Origin of the sequence: Paraplanobispora takensis (genome assembly GCF_016863195.1) — a bacterium.
Taxonomy (GTDB): Bacteria; Actinomycetota; Actinomycetes; order Streptosporangiales; family Streptosporangiaceae; genus Planobispora; species Planobispora takensis.
The window spans coordinates 18180-33654 of sequence record NZ_BOOK01000052.1 but is presented as its reverse complement, the minus strand read 5'-3'; the positions used below and the strand labels follow the sequence as shown (position 1 = coordinate 33654).

12 protein-coding genes are annotated in these 15475 nt (G+C 71.4%); 9 read left to right on the top strand and 3 right to left on the bottom strand.

Annotated elements, in window-relative coordinates:
* Nucleotide 1 precedes the first annotated feature (1 nt).
* Nucleotides 2-979 carry a pirin family protein gene (locus Pta02_RS32620; RefSeq protein ID WP_203878842.1) on the bottom strand — a complete coding sequence of 326 codons (978 nt, stop codon included), beginning with the start codon at nucleotides 977-979 and terminating at the stop codon, nucleotides 2-4.
* Nucleotides 980-1190: 211 nt separating this feature from the next.
* Between Pta02_RS32620 and wrbA the strand changes: the two genes are divergently transcribed.
* Nucleotides 1191-1799, top strand: coding sequence for an NAD(P)H:quinone oxidoreductase (gene wrbA, locus Pta02_RS32615; RefSeq protein WP_203878841.1), 609 nt, complete (start codon nucleotides 1191-1193; stop codon nucleotides 1797-1799).
* Between the two features lie 45 nt (nucleotides 1800-1844).
* On the opposite strand, the gene Pta02_RS32610 is transcribed toward wrbA, so the two are convergent.
* Nucleotides 1845-2870 carry a LacI family DNA-binding transcriptional regulator gene (locus tag Pta02_RS32610; RefSeq protein ID WP_203878840.1) on the bottom strand — a complete coding sequence of 342 codons (1026 nt, stop codon included), beginning with the start codon at nucleotides 2868-2870 and terminating at the stop codon, nucleotides 1845-1847.
* A 463-nt stretch (nucleotides 2871-3333) separates the two neighbouring features.
* On the opposite strand from Pta02_RS32610, the gene Pta02_RS32605 reads away from it, so the two are divergent.
* The 8 genes from Pta02_RS32605 (at nucleotide 3334) to manA (ending at nucleotide 13344) form a co-directional block, all read left to right on the top strand.
* Nucleotides 3334-5091, top strand: a complete 1758-nt coding sequence (locus tag Pta02_RS32605; protein ID WP_203878839.1) for an ABC transporter substrate-binding protein — start codon at nucleotides 3334-3336, stop codon at nucleotides 5089-5091.
* A 70-nt stretch (nucleotides 5092-5161) separates the two neighbouring features.
* The gene (locus tag Pta02_RS32600; protein ID WP_203878838.1) at nucleotides 5162-6157 is read left to right on the top strand and encodes an ABC transporter permease; all 996 of its coding nucleotides are present in this window, start codon (nucleotides 5162-5164) and stop codon (nucleotides 6155-6157) included.
* A complete protein-coding gene (locus tag Pta02_RS32595) occupies nucleotides 6154-7047 on the top strand; it encodes an ABC transporter permease (protein WP_203878837.1) in 894 nt (297 codons plus the stop codon). The genes Pta02_RS32600 and Pta02_RS32595 overlap by 4 nt, the downstream gene beginning before the upstream one ends.
* The gene (locus tag Pta02_RS32590) at nucleotides 7044-7985 is read left to right on the top strand and encodes an ABC transporter ATP-binding protein (RefSeq protein WP_203878836.1); all 942 of its coding nucleotides are present in this window, start codon (nucleotides 7044-7046) and stop codon (nucleotides 7983-7985) included. Before Pta02_RS32595 ends, Pta02_RS32590 begins: the two co-directional genes overlap by 4 nt.
* Nucleotides 7985-8866 carry an ATP-binding cassette domain-containing protein gene (locus tag Pta02_RS32585; protein ID WP_203878835.1) on the top strand — a complete coding sequence of 294 codons (882 nt, stop codon included), beginning with the start codon at nucleotides 7985-7987 and terminating at the stop codon, nucleotides 8864-8866. Before Pta02_RS32590 ends, Pta02_RS32585 begins: the two co-directional genes overlap by 1 nt.
* 32 nt (nucleotides 8867-8898) lie before the next feature.
* A complete protein-coding gene (locus Pta02_RS32580; RefSeq protein WP_203878834.1) occupies nucleotides 8899-11283 on the top strand; it encodes a glycoside hydrolase family 2 protein in 2385 nt (794 codons plus the stop codon).
* A complete protein-coding gene (locus Pta02_RS32575; protein ID WP_239131410.1) occupies nucleotides 11280-12221 on the top strand; it encodes an ROK family protein in 942 nt (313 codons plus the stop codon). Before Pta02_RS32580 ends, Pta02_RS32575 begins: the two co-directional genes overlap by 4 nt.
* Before the next feature lie 43 nt (nucleotides 12222-12264).
* The gene (gene manA, locus Pta02_RS32570; RefSeq protein ID WP_203878833.1) at nucleotides 12265-13344 is read left to right on the top strand and encodes a mannose-6-phosphate isomerase, class I; all 1080 of its coding nucleotides are present in this window, start codon (nucleotides 12265-12267) and stop codon (nucleotides 13342-13344) included.
* Between the two features lie 75 nt (nucleotides 13345-13419).
* On the opposite strand, the gene treZ is transcribed toward manA, so the two are convergent.
* Nucleotides 13420-15144, bottom strand: a complete 1725-nt coding sequence (treZ, locus tag Pta02_RS32565) for a malto-oligosyltrehalose trehalohydrolase (RefSeq protein WP_203878832.1) — start codon at nucleotides 15142-15144, stop codon at nucleotides 13420-13422.
* Nucleotides 15145-15475: the final 331 nt, after the last annotated feature.

The following is a 15475-nucleotide window of genomic DNA, read 5'->3' as shown; positions in this document are numbered from 1 at the left end:
CTCAGCCGATGATCCGGCCGTGCCGGTCGCGTGCCTTCAGCCGGACGGTGGGCAGTTCGGGGGCGGGCAGCGGCGCGGCGTCGCAGCCGGAGACCGTGCCGAAGCGGTCGCCCCCCATCCAGTCCTCGCGCGCCCGCACGATCTCCTCGTGGGAGCGGCCGACGAAGTTCCACCACATCACCAGCGGATCCTCGAACGGCTCCCCGCCGATCAGGAACAGCCGGGCCGGACCGGCGGTCTCGACGGACGTCTCCGACCGGCCCCGCCCGAGGTACAGCAGCGCGCCGGGCTCCAGGGCCGTCCCGGCGACCGTCGCGGCGCCGGACATGACCAGGACGGCGGTCTCGAAGCCGCGCTCGACCGGCAGCAGGCAGCGCCCGGGGCCGGCGAACAGGATCTCGGCGGCCACCAGGGGAGTGTGCACGAGCGCGGGCGAGCGCGCCGATCCGAGCTCGCCCACCGCGACGGTGACGGTCGCCTCCCCCTCCCGCAGCACCGGCATGACCGGGTGGTGCTCGAAACGCGCCGGACCGTGACGGGCCTCCTGCGGCAGGGCGATCCACAGCTGCACCCCGTGCATGCCCGGCGGGTGGTCCGGCGGGGACTGCTCGGAGTGGGAGATGCCGTGGCCGGAGGTCATCAGGTTGAGCTGCCCGGGGACGATCGTCTGGGCGCTGCCCAGGCTGTCGCGGTGCATGATCTCGCCCTCGGCCAGCCAGGTGACGGTCTGCAGGCCGGTGTGCGGGTGCGGTGGCACCTGCATGCCGGGGCGGCCGCTCACGTCGTCGGGGCCGAAGTGGTCGACGAAGCACCAGGCGCCGACCATCCGGCGCGGCCGTTGCGGCAGCAGCCGGCGCACCGTGGTGTAACGGCCGAGCGGCACGTCGTGGCCGGGCAGCAGCACGCTCTCCGGCTCCGCCTCCTGCGCGACCGTGCAGCCGTACACCGCCTGGCCGGACTCCCGGCCGAGATCACTCATGGTCCGACCCTACGCCCCGCGGCCCGCCGGGGACTCCCGCCCGCCGGCCGGGTCCGCGCCCGGTCCCCTTGGCCCGATCTTCCCCCACTGTTTACCCGCAGCGCCCCGTGGCGGCCGTTTGCCCCCTCCGCCAGCAGGAACAACGTCCGGGACGACCGATCGGGAACGCAAGAGGCCATCCCGCCGGGACACATCTGAGGAGCCGTCCTTCATGAGCAGCGTCAAACTCGCAGTGATCTACTACTCGGCCACCGGCACGCTCCACGCCATGGCCGAACGCCTGGAGGCGGCCGGTCAGAAGGCGGGCGCGGAGGTGCGCCTGCGCCAGGTGCCCGAGCTCGCCCCGGCCGAGGCCATCGCCTCCAACGCGGCCTGGAGCCAGCACTTCGACCGCACCAAGGACGAGCCGAAGGCCGCCGCCGACGACATCGTCTGGGCCGACGCCGTCCTGTTCGGCACGCCCACCCGCTACGGCAACGTCTCCAGCCAGCTCAAGCAGTTCCTCGACACCCTCGGCCCGCAGTGGGCCCAGGGGCTGCTGGCCGACAAGGTCTACGCCGGGTTCACCGCGTCGATGACCTCCCACGGCGGGCAGGAGTCCACCCTGCTGGCGCTCTACAACACCATCCACCACTTCGGCGGCGTCATCGTCGCCCCCGGCTACACCGATCCGCTGAAGTTCGCCGACGGCAACCCCTACGGCGTCTCCCACGTCACCGGCGGCAGCAACACCGACCCGCTGACCGACGCGCAGTACGCCGCCCTGGACCACATGGCCGGCCGTGTCGTCCGCGTGGCCGGCAAGCTCACCGCCGCCTGAGGCCCAGCCGGTCGGTCGGCCCGCCCCCGGGGTCACGCCGGTCGGTCAGGCCGCCGGGGGAGGGGCGGTGCTGCCGCGCGGCACGAGCCGGGCGGCCTGGTCCTCGAAGCCGGTGATCTTCTCTTCCTCGCCGGAGATGAGCGAGAGCAGGGTCCGCGCGGCGTGGGCCCCGTAGGCGGGGATGTCGCGGGTCAGCGCGGTCAGCGAGGGCCGTACGACCCGGGAGAGCGGGGAGTCGTCCCAGGCCACGACGGACAGCTCGGCCGGCACCTCCAGGCGCATCTCCTGGGCCACCGACAGGCCGGCCACGGCCATGATGTCGTTGTCGTAGACGATCGCGGTCGGCCGCCCGGGGGAGCTGAGCAGCCGCCGGGTGGCCCGCGCGCCCTCCTCGCCGGTGTAGTCGGTGTGCATGATGGTGTGCGCGGCCAGTCCCAGCTCCCCGCACACGGCGGTGAACGCCTGGTCGCGCAGGACGGTGTGGACCAGCTCGGGCAGTCCGGCGACCCTGGCGATCCTGCGGTGCCCGAGCGCCGCCAGATACTGGACGGTCTCGCGCACGGCCACGGTGTCGTCGGACCAGACCGGCGCCAGCGAGCCCGACTCCGAGGGGTGGCCCACCACGACGGCCGGCAGGCCCAGCTCCTCCAGCTCGGTGATGCGCGGGTCGGAGAAGCGCAGGTCCACCAGGATCGCGCCGTCGACCCGCCCCTCGCCCCACCAGCGGCGGTAGACCTCCATCTCCTGACCGGGGTCGGCCACCACCTGCAGCATCAGCGCGTAGGAGTGCGCCGACAGCTCGGTCTCGATCCCGCTGATCAGCTCCATGAAGAACGGCTCGACGCCCAGGATCCGCGCCGGGCGGCACACGGTCAGGCCGACGGTGTGCGCCTGGGCGCCGTTGAGGGCCCGCGCCGCGCTGTTGGGCCGCCAGCCGATCTCCTCGGCGATGGCCTTGATCGTGGCCCTTTTGGCCTCCGACACCCCCGGGCGGTCGTTCAGCGCGTATGAGACCGCGACCTTGGAGACGCCCGCGCGCCGGGCGATGTCGGCGATCGTCGGTCGCTTCACCGAACCCCCTGATTGAACCGGTTAGCCATCATGTCGACCTGACCTTACTACCTGGTCGTCGTCCGGTCTCCACAGCGGCGCCGGGCGGGTACCCTCGCTTGGACATGGCGGGTTTTCACTGAGTGTGACCGGGGCGTGGTCAGGAGGGAAAAATGGACCTTTCACGAGAGTGTGCACGGGCCGGGCGGTACGTCTCGAACGGGTCACGACTATTGACGCCGCGGTCACGCGGAATTTACGTTCACGGTGCTTATCCGGTTCAGCGGAAGCGTGGACGACCGGGGCGGATGCCGGACCATCCGCTCCGGGGGTGGTCGGCGTCGACGCGGACCGGATGAGGGCAGGGGCGGCCCCGTCCGACATGTATGGGAGCGCTCCCAGCCAGGCGGGGCCGTAACCCTCCGCCATCGGGGTCTGTGAAGACGTTCGGACCTCCGCACAGCGCGGAGGAAGGAGAGACGCGATGCGAAACCGGGTGCGGATCACGATCCCGCTCCTGGCTGCGGGCCTGCTCGCCGCAGCCTGTACCTCCGGTGGGCAGACGCCCGCCGGCCAGGCCTCGCCGGGGGGCAGCGCACCCGCCGCCAACCAGGCCAACCCCAACTCGCTGCCCCGCAACGAGACGCTCTACACCAGCGGCACGCAGTGGGGCCCGCCGGCCAACTTCAACCCGGTCCGGGAGTGGGACTACGCGACCGGGACGGAGGGGCTGGTCTACGAGTCGCTGTTCCACTTCGACCCGAACACCTCCAAGCTCGTCCCGTGGCTGGCCGAGAGCGGGGCCTGGAGCGACGACAAGACCTACGAGATCAAGCTCCGCCAGGGCGTCACCTGGTCGGACGGCAAGCCGTTCACAGCCAAGGACGTCGTCTTCACCCTCGAACTCGGCAAGATGGAGACGGTCCCGTACCACAACATCTGGGAGTGGATCGAGAAGGCCGAGGCGGTCGACGACCAGACCGTGAAGGTCACCTTCTCCAAGAGCAACTACCAGGAGTGGGACTTCCAGCTGTACGGCCGCGCCATCGTGCCCCAGCACGTGTGGGAGGGCCGCTCCGAGCAGGAGGTGCTGGACGGCAAGAACGAGAACCCGATCGGCACCGGCGCCTACAAGTACATGAGCCACGACCAGGACCGCGTCGTCTGGCAGCGCCGCGACGACTGGTGGGGCAAGACCGTGCTCAAGATGGAGCCCAAGCCCAAGTACATCGTCGACATCGTCAACTCCAGCAACGAGGTCGCGATGGGCCTGCTGCTGCAGAAGGGCATGGACCTCAGCAACAACTTCCTGCCCGGCGCGGCGAACCTGGTCAAGGGCAACTTCGGCATCTCGACCTACTATCCCGAGGCGCCGTACATGCTCTCGGCCAACACCGCCTTCCTGGTGCTGAACACCACCAAGAAGCCGATGGACGACCCGGCCTTCCGCAAGGCGCTGGCCAACTCGATCGACACCAAGAAGATCGTCGAGGGCGTCTACGGCAACCTCGTCAAGCCCGCCAGCCCGACCGGCCTGCTGCCCCAGTGGGAGCAGTTCGTCGACCAGTCCGTCGTGAGCCAGAACGGTTTCTCCTTCGACACCGCCAAGGCCAAGAAGCTGCTGTCGGACGCGGGCTACCGCGACCGCGACGGTGACGGGTTCGTGGAGAACAAGGACGGCTCGAAGATCAGCCTGAACCTCATCGTGCCCTCCGGCTGGACCGACTGGATGGAGTCGATCCGCGTCATCGCCGCCAGCGCGAAGGAGTCCGGGATCAACGTCACCACCGACTTCCCCGACTTCAACGCCCTGGTCGACAAGCGCAGCAAGGGCGACTTCGACATGCTGATCAACAACGAGCGCCAGCTGTCGAACACCCCGTGGACCTACTACGACTACATGTTCCAGCTGCCGGTCCAGAAGACGCAGAACACCGTCAACTTCGGCCGGTACGAGAACAAGAAGGTCTGGGAGCTGGTCCAGCAGCTCGACCAGGTCAAGTCCGACGACACCGAGGGCATGAAGAAGGTCATCTCCGAGATCCAGAAGATCCACCTGGAGGAGATGCCGATCATCCCGCTCTGGTACAACGGCCTGTGGTCGCAGGTCAGCGGCGCGGCCTGGAAGAACTGGCCGTCCTCGGCCGAGGGCGCTCCCAAGACCGCGCCCACCATGTGGCGCAACTGGCTCGAGCTCGGCGGCTTCGAGACGCTGACGCAGCTGCAGCCGGCCGCCTCCTGACCGGCTGACACCGCGCCCCCTCCTCCCTTCCCCCACCGGGGAGGAGGGGGCCTTCCTGGAGAGACTTCTCGTGCGTCGTTACTTCGGCCGGAAACTTCTGGTCTACGGGCTGACGTTCTTCGTCGCCGTCACGGTCAACTGGATGATCCCGCGGTTCATGCCGGGCGATCCCGTCTCGAGCATGGTGGCCAGGACGGGGGCGAGCAACCCCGCCGCCGCGGAGACCATGCGGGTCTACTACACCAACCTCTTCGGCTTCGACCAGCCGCTGTGGAAGCAGTACGTCAACTTCTGGGCGGCCCTGTTCCAGGGCGACTTCGGCATCAGCATCTGGGTGTTCCCCACCCCGGTCAGCGAGGTCATCCTGGGCGCCGTGCCGTACACGCTGGGGCTGATGATCCCCTCGGTGCTGCTCAGCTGGGTCGTGGGCAACTGGTTCGGGGCCTACGCCGCCCGGCGCAAGGTGCTGGACAACACCCTCCTGCCGGTCGGTTACGTCCTGACGGCGATGCCGTACATGTGGCTGGCGGTGCTCCTGGCCTGGGGGCTGGGCGTGGTGGCGGGGTGGTTCCCGGTCGCCGGCGGCTACAGCTTCTCCATGCAGCCCAGCTGGTCGTGGGACTTCATCCTCGACCTGCTGCACCACTGGGTGCTGCCGTTCAGCTCGCTGTTCCTGGTGGCGCTCGGCGGCTGGGCGATCGGCATGCGCAACATGATCATCTATGAGCTGGAGTCGGACTACTCGAACTACCTGGCCGCGCTCGGGGCGCCGCAGCGGCTGATCCGCCGCTACGCCTTCAGGAACGCGGTGCTGCCGCAGATCACCGGCCTGGCGCTGCAGCTGGGCGTGCTGGTGGCCGGGGCGCTGGTGACCGAGATCGTCTTCTCCTATCCCGGTCTCGGCAGCCTCATCCTCAAGGCGATCCAGAACCAGGACTTCTTCCTGCTGCAGGGCGCGTTCCTGTTCATCGTGCTCGGCGTGCTGATCGCCAACTTCATCATCGACATCGTCTACGTCGTGGTCGATCCGCGCACGCGGGCGGGAATGGCGGGTGCTGCGGCATGACGGCACTTCAGGAGGTTCCCGCGCAGGACGCGGCGGCCCCCGCGGGCGTGCGGCGCGAGGCCCTGTACTTCGCGCTGCGCAACGGCAAGCTGCTGACCGGCTTCGGCATCGTCCTGGCGCTGTTGCTGCTGGGCCTGCTCGGCCCCCTGTTCCTCAGCGGGACCGGCAGCGAGTACGGCACCCAGCCCATGCAGCCGCCCTCGGCCGAGCACTGGTTCGGCACCACCACCTTCGGCCAGGACGTCTTCACCCAGTTCGTGTACGGCCTGCGCACCACCTTCGTGGTCGGCGCCCTGGGCGGCGGCATCGCGGCGGTCATCGCGATGCTGGTCGGCTTCGTGGCCGGCTACCGGGGCGGGCTGGTGGACGAGATCCTCAACATGTTCACCAACATCGTCCTGGTCATCCCGACGCTGGCCGTCCTGCTGATCATCAACGCCTACCTGGGCGTGCGCAGCGTCGGCGCGCAGGCGCTGTTCATCGGCCTGACCTCCTGGCCGTGGGCGGCGCGGGCGATCAGGGCGCAGACCTTCTCGCTGCGCACCCGGGACTTCGTGGACCTGGCCAGGCTCAGCGGCGCGAACACCTGGAAGGTCATCACCAGGGAGATCGCGCCGAACATGAGCTCCTACCTGTTCATGACCTTCATCCTGCTGTTCGGCGGCTCGGTCCTCATCGCCTCCTCGCTGGACTTCATCGGCCTGGGGCCCACCGAGGGCACCTCGCTCGGGCTGATGCTGCAGAACGCCAACCAGTGGAGCGCGATGCAGCTGGGCATGTGGTGGTGGTTCATCCCTCCGGGCGCCGGGATCACCGCGATCGTCGGCTCCCTGTACGTGGCCAACGTCGGGCTCGACGAGGTCTTCAACCCGAAGCTGAGGGAGACATGAGTCTGCAGGTCGACGACCTGAGGGTCTACTACAGGACCCTCAAGGGGGATGTGAAGGCGCTCGACGGGGTCTCCTTCTCCATGGAGGACGGGGAGATCCTCGGCCTGGCCGGGGAGTCGGGCTGCGGCAAGACGACCCTCGGCAAGAGCCTCATCCGGATGGACGGCCGCATGCGCCACATCGGCGGCACGGTCGAGCTCGACGGCCGGGAGCTGCCCATCGGCGACGACCGGCGGATGAACGACTTCCGCTTCCGCGAGGTCTCCCTCATCCCGCAGTACTCCATGAGCGCCATGAACCCGACCCGCAAGATCGGCAGGATGGTGCGCGAGCTGCTCAGGTCCCGGGGCGCCACCCTGGACCTCGACGAGCTGGAGTCGCGGCTGAGCCTGGTCGAGCTGCCCCACGCGGTGCTGGACCGCTATCCGATCGAGCTGTCGGGCGGCATGAAGCAGCGGATGGTCATGGTCATCTCCACGCTGCTCGACCCGTCGCTGCTCATCGCCGACGAGGTCACCTCCGCCCTGGACGTCTCCACGCAGAAGGCGGTGGCCCGGGCCCTGATCGGCTTCCGCGACGCCGGGTTCGTCAAGAGCATGATCTTCGTCACCCACGACCTCGCGCTCACCTCCCACATCGCCGACACGATCATGGTCATGTACGCAGGGAAGCTCGCGGAGAAGGCGCCCGCCACCGCGATCGTCAAGAAGCCGCGTCATCCGTACACCAAGCTCCTGCTCGACTCGCTGCCCGAGGTCGGCGTGCGGTACACCGACAAGCGGCTGGCCGGCATCGCCGGCAGCCCGCCGTCGCTGCTCGACCCGCCCGCGGGCTGCCGCTTCCGGGACCGCTGCCCGATCGCCGGTGAGGAGTGCGCGCAGGAGCCGCCCATGGCCGAGATCGAGCCCAACCACTTCGTCGCGTGCTGGAAGGCCTGATGCTGAAACTCGACAACGTCACGAAGGTCTACAAGGTCGGCGCCTTCGGAGGGAAGGTCTTCGCCGCCGTGGACGGGGTGAGCTTCGACGTCCAGGCCGGCGAGGTCGTCTCCCTCATCGGCGAGAGCGGCAGCGGCAAGAGCACGATCGGCAAGATGATCCTCGGGCTGGCCTCGATCACCGGCGGCTCGATCACCGTCGACGGCGTCCCGGTCAAGCCCGGCAAGGACTACTACCGGCACGTGCAGGGCGTCTTCCAGGACCCCTTCAGCTGCTACAACCCGGTGTTCAAGGCCGACCGGGTGTTCCGGATGATCAAGGAGGCCTACTACCCGCAGGTCGGCGAGAAGGAGTGGGACGAGCGGGTCCGCTCCACGGTCAGGGACGTGCGGCTCGACCCCGACCAGGTGCTCGGCCGCTACCCGCACCAGCTCAGCGGAGGCCAGCTCCAGCGCCTGCTCATCGCCCGGGCGCTGCTGCTGGATCTCAAGCTGCTGGTCGCCGACGAGATCACCAGCATGCTCGACGCCTCGACCCGCATCGACGTGCTCAACCTGCTGGCCGAGCTGAAGGAGCGCGGCCTCGGGGTGCTGTACGTCACGCACGACCTGTCGCTGGGCAACTACCTGGCCGAGCGCACGGTCGTGCTGCGGCGCGGCACCGTGGTCGAGATGGGGGTGACCGGCAAGGTCTTCGGCAACCCCCTGCACCCCTACACCCGGCAGCTGCTGTCGGCGGTGCCCCGGTTGCACTCCCCCTGGGAGGACGCCGCCCCCATGCAGACCTGCCACTATCACGAGAACGCGGCCTCCGGCGCGATGTTCGAGGCGGAGCCCGGACATCTCGTGGCCTGCGCCCAGCTCGACGCCTGCCCGCAGTGACCGGCGCGAGCGACCGTCAGAAGGAGCTTCACTTGAGTTCGTACCGTCCGTTGCACGACGGCTGGATCCTCATGGCCGCCTCACCGGACGCCGGAGTGGCGGGCGTGGCCGCGACCGTGCCCGGCTGCGTGCACACCGACCTGCTCGCCGCCGGGATGATCGAGGATCCCTACCTGGACGACAACGAGACCCGGCTGTCCTGGATAGGCCGCACCGACTGGATCTACGAGACCGCCTTCGAGTGGGTCCCCGACGACCACGAGCGGACCGATCTGGTCTGCCGGGGGCTGGACACGGCGGCGACGGTCACGCTCAACGGCGTGCAGATCGCGGAGACCGCCAACCAGCACCGCTCCTACCGCTTCCCGGTGCGGCACCTGCTGCGCGAGGGGACCAACACGCTGACCGTGCGCTTCGGCTCGGCCTACGCCTACACCGAGGCGCGGCGGGCCGCGCTGGGCGAGCGGCCCGGCCCCTACACCGAGCCGTACCCGTTCATCCGCAAGATGGCCTGCAACTTCGGCTGGGACTGGGGCCCGACCGTGGTCACCGCCGGCATCTGGCGGCCGATCGGCCTGGAGAGCTGGAGCGGCGCCCGCCTGGCCGAGGTGCGGCCGCTGGTGACCATGCGGGGCGCGGACGGCCACGTCGAGGTGCGCGTCAGGGTCGAGCGCGTCACCGAGGATCCCGTGACGGTCACCGCGGAGGTCGCGGGCGTCTCGGCCGAGGCGCGCCTGGCGCCGGGCGGGCGCGAGGCGGTGCTGGAGCTGACCGTGCCGGAGCCCGAGCGCTGGTGGCCGCGCGGGTACGGCGCGCAGCCCCTGCACGAGCTGACCGTGCGGCTCGGCGAGGAGAGCGTGACCCGCAGGATCGGGTTCCGCTCCGTACAGCTCGACACGACCGACGGCGCCTTCACCCTGCACGTCAACGACGTTCCGGTGTTCGTGCGCGGCGTCAACTGGATCCCGGACGACTGCTTCCCCAACCGGGTCACCCGCGAGCGCCTGGCCGGGCGCTTCGGGCAGGCCGCCGACGCGGGCGTCAACCTGCTGCGGGTGTGGGGCGGCGGCCTGTACGAGAGCGAGGACTTCTACGACCTGGCCGACGAGCTGGGCCTGCTGGTCTGGCAGGACTTCCCCTTCGCCTGCGCCGCCTACCCCGAGGAGGAGCCCCTGCGCTCGGAGGTCGAGGCCGAGGCGCGCGAGAACGTGGCCAGGCTCGCGCACCGCCCCAGCCTGGTGCTGTGGTGCGGCAACAACGAGAACATCGAGGGACGCGCCGACTGGGGCTGGCAGGAGGAACTGGCCGGACGGAGCTGGGGCGCCGGCTACTACTACGACCTGCTGCCCTCGATCGTCGCCGAGCTGGACCCCACCCGCCCCTACTGGCCGGGCAGCCCGTACTCCGGCGCGCCAGACCTGCCGCCCAACGACCCGGCCCGCGGCACCATCCACATCTGGGACGTGTGGAACCGCGAGGACTACTCCCGCTACGGCGCCTACACGCCGCGCTTCGTGGCCGAGTTCGGCTTCCAGGGACCGGCCGCGTACGCCACCATGCGCCGCGCGATCAGCGGCGAGCTGGCCGCCGACGCGCCGCTGGTGCTGCACCACCAGAAGGCGATCGACGGCAACGGCAAGCTCCTGCGCGGCCTCGGCGAGCACCTGCCGCAGCCGGAGACCTTCGACGACTGGCACTATCTGACCCAGCTCAACCAGGCCCGCGCGATCGAGTTCGGCATCGGGCGCTTCCGGTCGCTGGCGCCGCACTGCGCGGGCACGATCGTCTGGCAGCTCAACGACTGCTGGCCGGTCACCTCCTGGTCCGCCGTGGACGGCGACGGCCGGCGCAAGCCCCTGTGGTACGCCCTGCGCCGCGTCTACGCCGACCGCCTGCTCGTCGTCGGCGACGGTTCGGTCGCGGTGGTCAACGACGGCGACGAGCCGTGGCGGGGCGAGCTGGAGCTGGTACGGCACAGCCTGGCCGGGGAGCCGCTGGCCAAGGAGGTCGTCGCCGTGGAGGCGGCACCGCGCTCGGTGGCCGCGGTGGCGCTGCCCGCGGCGGTCGGCACGCCCGACGACCCCGGGGGCGAGCTGCTGGCCGCCCGCCTGGGCGAGAGCCGTACGGTCGCGTTCTTCGCCGAGGACACGCGGGTGGCCCTGCCCGAGGCCGCCTACGACGCGCAGGCCGAGCCGGTCGAGGGCGGCTACCGGGTGACCGTCACCGCGCGCACCCTGCTGCGCGAGCTGGCGCTGTTCCCCGACCGGCTCGACCCCGCCGCCTCGGTGGACGACATGCTGGTGACCCTGCTGCCCGGCGAGAGCGCCGTCTTCCACGTCGCCACCGGGCGGCGGCTGGACCCGGCGGCGCTGACCGCCTTCCCGGTCCTGCGCTGCGTGAACGAGGCCCGGCGGTGAGCTCCCCGAACGGAACCGGGGAGACCCGGACCGTGCTGGCCGTGGACATCGGCGGCACCAAGTTCGCCGCGGCCGCGGTCACCGCCGACGGCGGCATGCCGGTCCGCGCCGAGGTGCCGCTGAGCGCCTTCGCCTCGGCGGACGCGGCGCTGGCCGAGGTCGTCGGGCGCGTCACGGCGCGGGTGGACCGGGACGGGATCGAGGGCGTGGGCATCGGGTCCGCGGGCCCCCTCGACTCCGTCAAGGGCAGCGTCAGCCCGGTCAACATCCCCGGCTGGCGCGACTTCCCGCTGGCCGACGCGGTGAGCCGGATGCTGCCCGGCCGGCCCGTGCGGCTGGCCGGCGACGGCCAGTGCATGGCGCTGGGGGAGTGGTGGCGCGGCCTGGCCGAGCACACCCCCTCCCGCGCCGTGCTCGGGATGGTCGTCTCCACCGGGGTCGGCGGCGGCCTGGTCCTGGACGGCACGCCCTACCTCGGCCCGACCGGCAACGCCGGGCACATCGGCCACATCGCCGTCGACCCGGGCGGCGAGCCCTGCCCGTGCGGGGCGGCCGGCTGCGTCGAGACCGTGGCCAGCGGCCCGAACATGGTCCGCTGGGCCCGCGCGAACGGCTGGAGCGGCGAGGACGCCAAGGCGCTGGCCGCCGACGCCCGCCTCGGCCACCCCGTGGCGCTGCGCGCCTTCCGGCGCGCGGCCGACGCGCTGGCGACCGCGATTCTGACGGCGGCGGCCCTGTTCGACCTGGACCACGTGGTGGTCGGCGGCGGGGTGGCCGCCGCCGGAACAGTCCTGTTCGATCCGCTCCGGCGGGCCGTCACCGGGTCGGCCGGGTTAGGCTTCCTGCGTCGCGTGCGTGTGGATCCCACCTCGCTCGGACGCGACGCCGGGCTGCTCGGCGCCGCCGCGCTCGTCCTCCCCCAGGACAGCCCGTGCTGAGGCGTTCTCCGCGCCCCGGCTCCCCTACCCCCACGGAGAGCACATGTATCTGCTGAACAACACGGTCAAGGACTACGCCTGGGGATCGCAGACCGATATCGCGGCGTTCACCGGCAGGCCTGTGCCCGCCCCCCGGCCGGAGGCCGAGATGTGGTTCGGCGCCCATCCTGCCGGGCCGTCGCTGCTGGCCGGTGACGGCCGTTCGCTGGGCGAGGCCATCGGCGCCGACCCGGCCGGGCAGCTGGGGCAGGCGGTCGTCGACCGCTTCGGCGCGCGCCTGCCGTACCTGATGAAACTCATCGCGGTCGCCCGGCCGCTCTCCCTGCAGGTGCACCCGACCGCCGAGCAGGCGGCCGACGGGCACGCGCGGGGCGTCTACGCCGACCCGTGGCCCAAGCCCGAGCTGGTGTGCGCGCTGACGCCGTTCACCGCGCTGGCCGGCTTCCGCGCGCCCGAGCAGTCGGCGATGCTCGTCAAGCGGCTCGGCGTGCCGGGGCTGCAGCCGGCGGTGTCCCTGCTGGAGGCCGGTGACATCCGCGAGGCCCTGCGGGCGCTGCTGCGCGACCGCCAGGTGGTCGAGCAGGTGGTGTGGGCGGCCTCCGCCGTGCACCACCCCGACTACCAGCTGGTGGTACGGCTGGCGCGCTGCTACCCCGGTGACCCCGCCTGCCTGGCGCCGCTGCTGCTGCGGCGGCACGAGCTGCTGCCCGGCCAGGCGCTCTTCCTGGGCGCGGGGGTGCTGCACTGCTACATCCGCGGGTTCGGCGTGGAGATCATGGGCAGCTCCGACAACGTCGTGCGCGCCGGCCTGACCGGCAAGCCCGTCGACGTGGAGGAGCTGCTGCGCGTGGCCGACCCGTCGGCCGCGCCGCTGGAGGTGGAGGCCACCGCCGAGGGCCTGTACTCCACGCCGTCGCCGGAGTTCAGCCTGCGCCGGCTGGCCGAGGGCGAGCACCGCCTGGAGGGCGGCGTGCCCAGGATCCTGCTGTGCGCCGAGGGCACGGCCGGGGTGGGCTCCCTCGACCTGGGTCAGGGCGAGTCGGCCTTCGTGCCGGCCTCCCAGCCCGCCGTCGCCGTGCGCGCGGGCGGGTCGGTGTACTGCGCCGAGCCCGGGACCGTGTGACCGCCGCGGCGCCCGGTGCGGAGTGATTCCCGGGCCGCGCGGTGTGCGGCCCGGGCATGACCCCCGCGGGGGCGCTCAGCCCTCCAGGATCGCCACGGTGTCCGGCGGCAGGGTCAGCTCGTCGCCGGAGAGCCGGACGCCCGGGTCGGAGACGGCCAGGACGCGGCGTCCGCAGGCGACCAGCGTCCGGGTGGAGGCGCCGAGGTTGGCCGCCACCAGGACCGGCCCCCGCTCGACGCTGAGCAGGCCGGCGCCGTCGTGCCCGGCCTCGACCCGGTCGATCCGGCCGTCGGTGAGGGCCGGGATCCGCCGCCGCAGCGCGATCAGCTCTCGATACCAGGCCAGCAGCCGCGCCTGGGACTCCTTGTCCACCTCCGTCCAGTCCAGCCGGGACTGCTCGAAGGTGGCGGCCTCCTGGGGGTCGGGCACCTGCTCGGGCTCCCAGCCGAACACGGCGAACTCCCGGCGGCGGCCCTCGCTGACCGCCTGGCCCAGCTCCGGGTCCTCGTGGTCGGTGAAGTACAGGAAGGGGGTGGTGGCCCCCCACTCCTCCCCCTGGAACAGCATGGGGACGAACGGCGCGGTGAGCAGCAGGGCGGCGGCCACCCGCAGGCGGCCCTCGCCCATCAGCGCGGAGCTGCGCTCTCCCCGGGCCCTGTTGCCCACCTGGTCGTGGTTCTGCGTGCACACCACGAATCGGTGCCCCGGCAGCCCCGCCGGGGACCTGCCGTGCACCCGCCCGCGGTGCGGCGACCAGGTGCCGTCGTAGACCCAGGCCTGCCGCAGGGCCTTGGCCAGCAGGTCGAGGGAGCCGAAGTCCTCGTAGTAGCCGTCGGTCTCCCCGGTCAGCGCGGCGTGCAGGGCGTGGTGCCACTCGTCGGCCCAGGCCGCGTGCACGCCGTACCCCCCGGCCTCGCGCGGGCGCACGAACCTGGGGTCGTTCAGGTCGCTCTCGGCGATGAGGAACAGCGGGCGGCGCACGTGGGCGGCCAGCTGCTCCACCTCCTCGGCCAGCCGGTCCAGGATGTGCACCGCCGAGTCGTCGGCGATGGCGTGCACCGCGTCCAGGCGCAGCCCGTCGCAGTGATAGTCGCGCAGCCACATGAGGGCGTTGCCGACGACGAAGTCGCGCACCTCGTCGCTGCCCGGGCCGTCGAAGTTGACCGCGTCGCCCCAGTTCGTGCTGTGCCGGTCGGTGAAGTAGGGGCCGAACTCCGGCAGGTAGTTGCCCGAGGGCCCCAGGTGGTTGTAGACCACGTCCATCACCACGCCCAGGCCGTGCGCGTGGCAGGCGTCCACCAGGCGCTTGAGGCCCTCCGGCCCGCCGTAGGCGTGGTGCGGCGCGTACAGGCTGACGCCGTCGTAGCCCCAGCCCCTGCGGCCGGAGAACTCCGCCACCGGCATCAGCTCGATCGCGTCCACGCCCAGCTCGACCAGGTGGGGCAGGTACTCGATCGCCCCCTCGAAGGTCCCGGCGGGGGAGAAGGTGCCCACGTGCAGCTCGTACAGGACCGCGCCGGGCAGCGGCACGCCCCGCCAGCGGTCGTCGCTCCAGGCGAAGGAGGCGTGGTCGACCAGCCGGGAGGGCGCGTGCGGCCCCCGCGGCTGGTACGGCGAGCGCGGGTCGGGGCGGGGCGGCCCGCCGTCGAGCGAGTAGGCGTAGTCGGTGCCCGGACCGGCGTCCTGGACCGTCAGCTCCCACCCGCCGCCCTCGGTCCGCCGCATGGGCAGCCTGCGCTCGCCGAGCACCAGATCCACCCGTTCGCGGTCAGGGGCCCATACCCGGAATCCGTGCGCCACCTGTCGTCTCTCTCCCTCCGGCGCCCGGCATGCGGCCGCCGCCTCGACACCTGTGATCATGGTGGGCCCACCCCGAACCGGCGATGTGTGGCCACTGCACCACGTCTCTACCCATCCGGACCGTTCACACGCTCCGCGGAGGTCTCCGGCCTATGGGAGAGGAAGGAGTGACAAGTCGCAAAATAAAGTGCTTTCACGGTTGTCGTGTGGTTCCGTCGACCACTATGGAAGGCATGGCGGACATCGATCGGGACGGTGCGCACGCTCTGGCCGAGAGCCTCCGGCGGCTCTGCGGCGCCGTCGCGGAGAAGGCCAGCGAGGAGAACGCGGC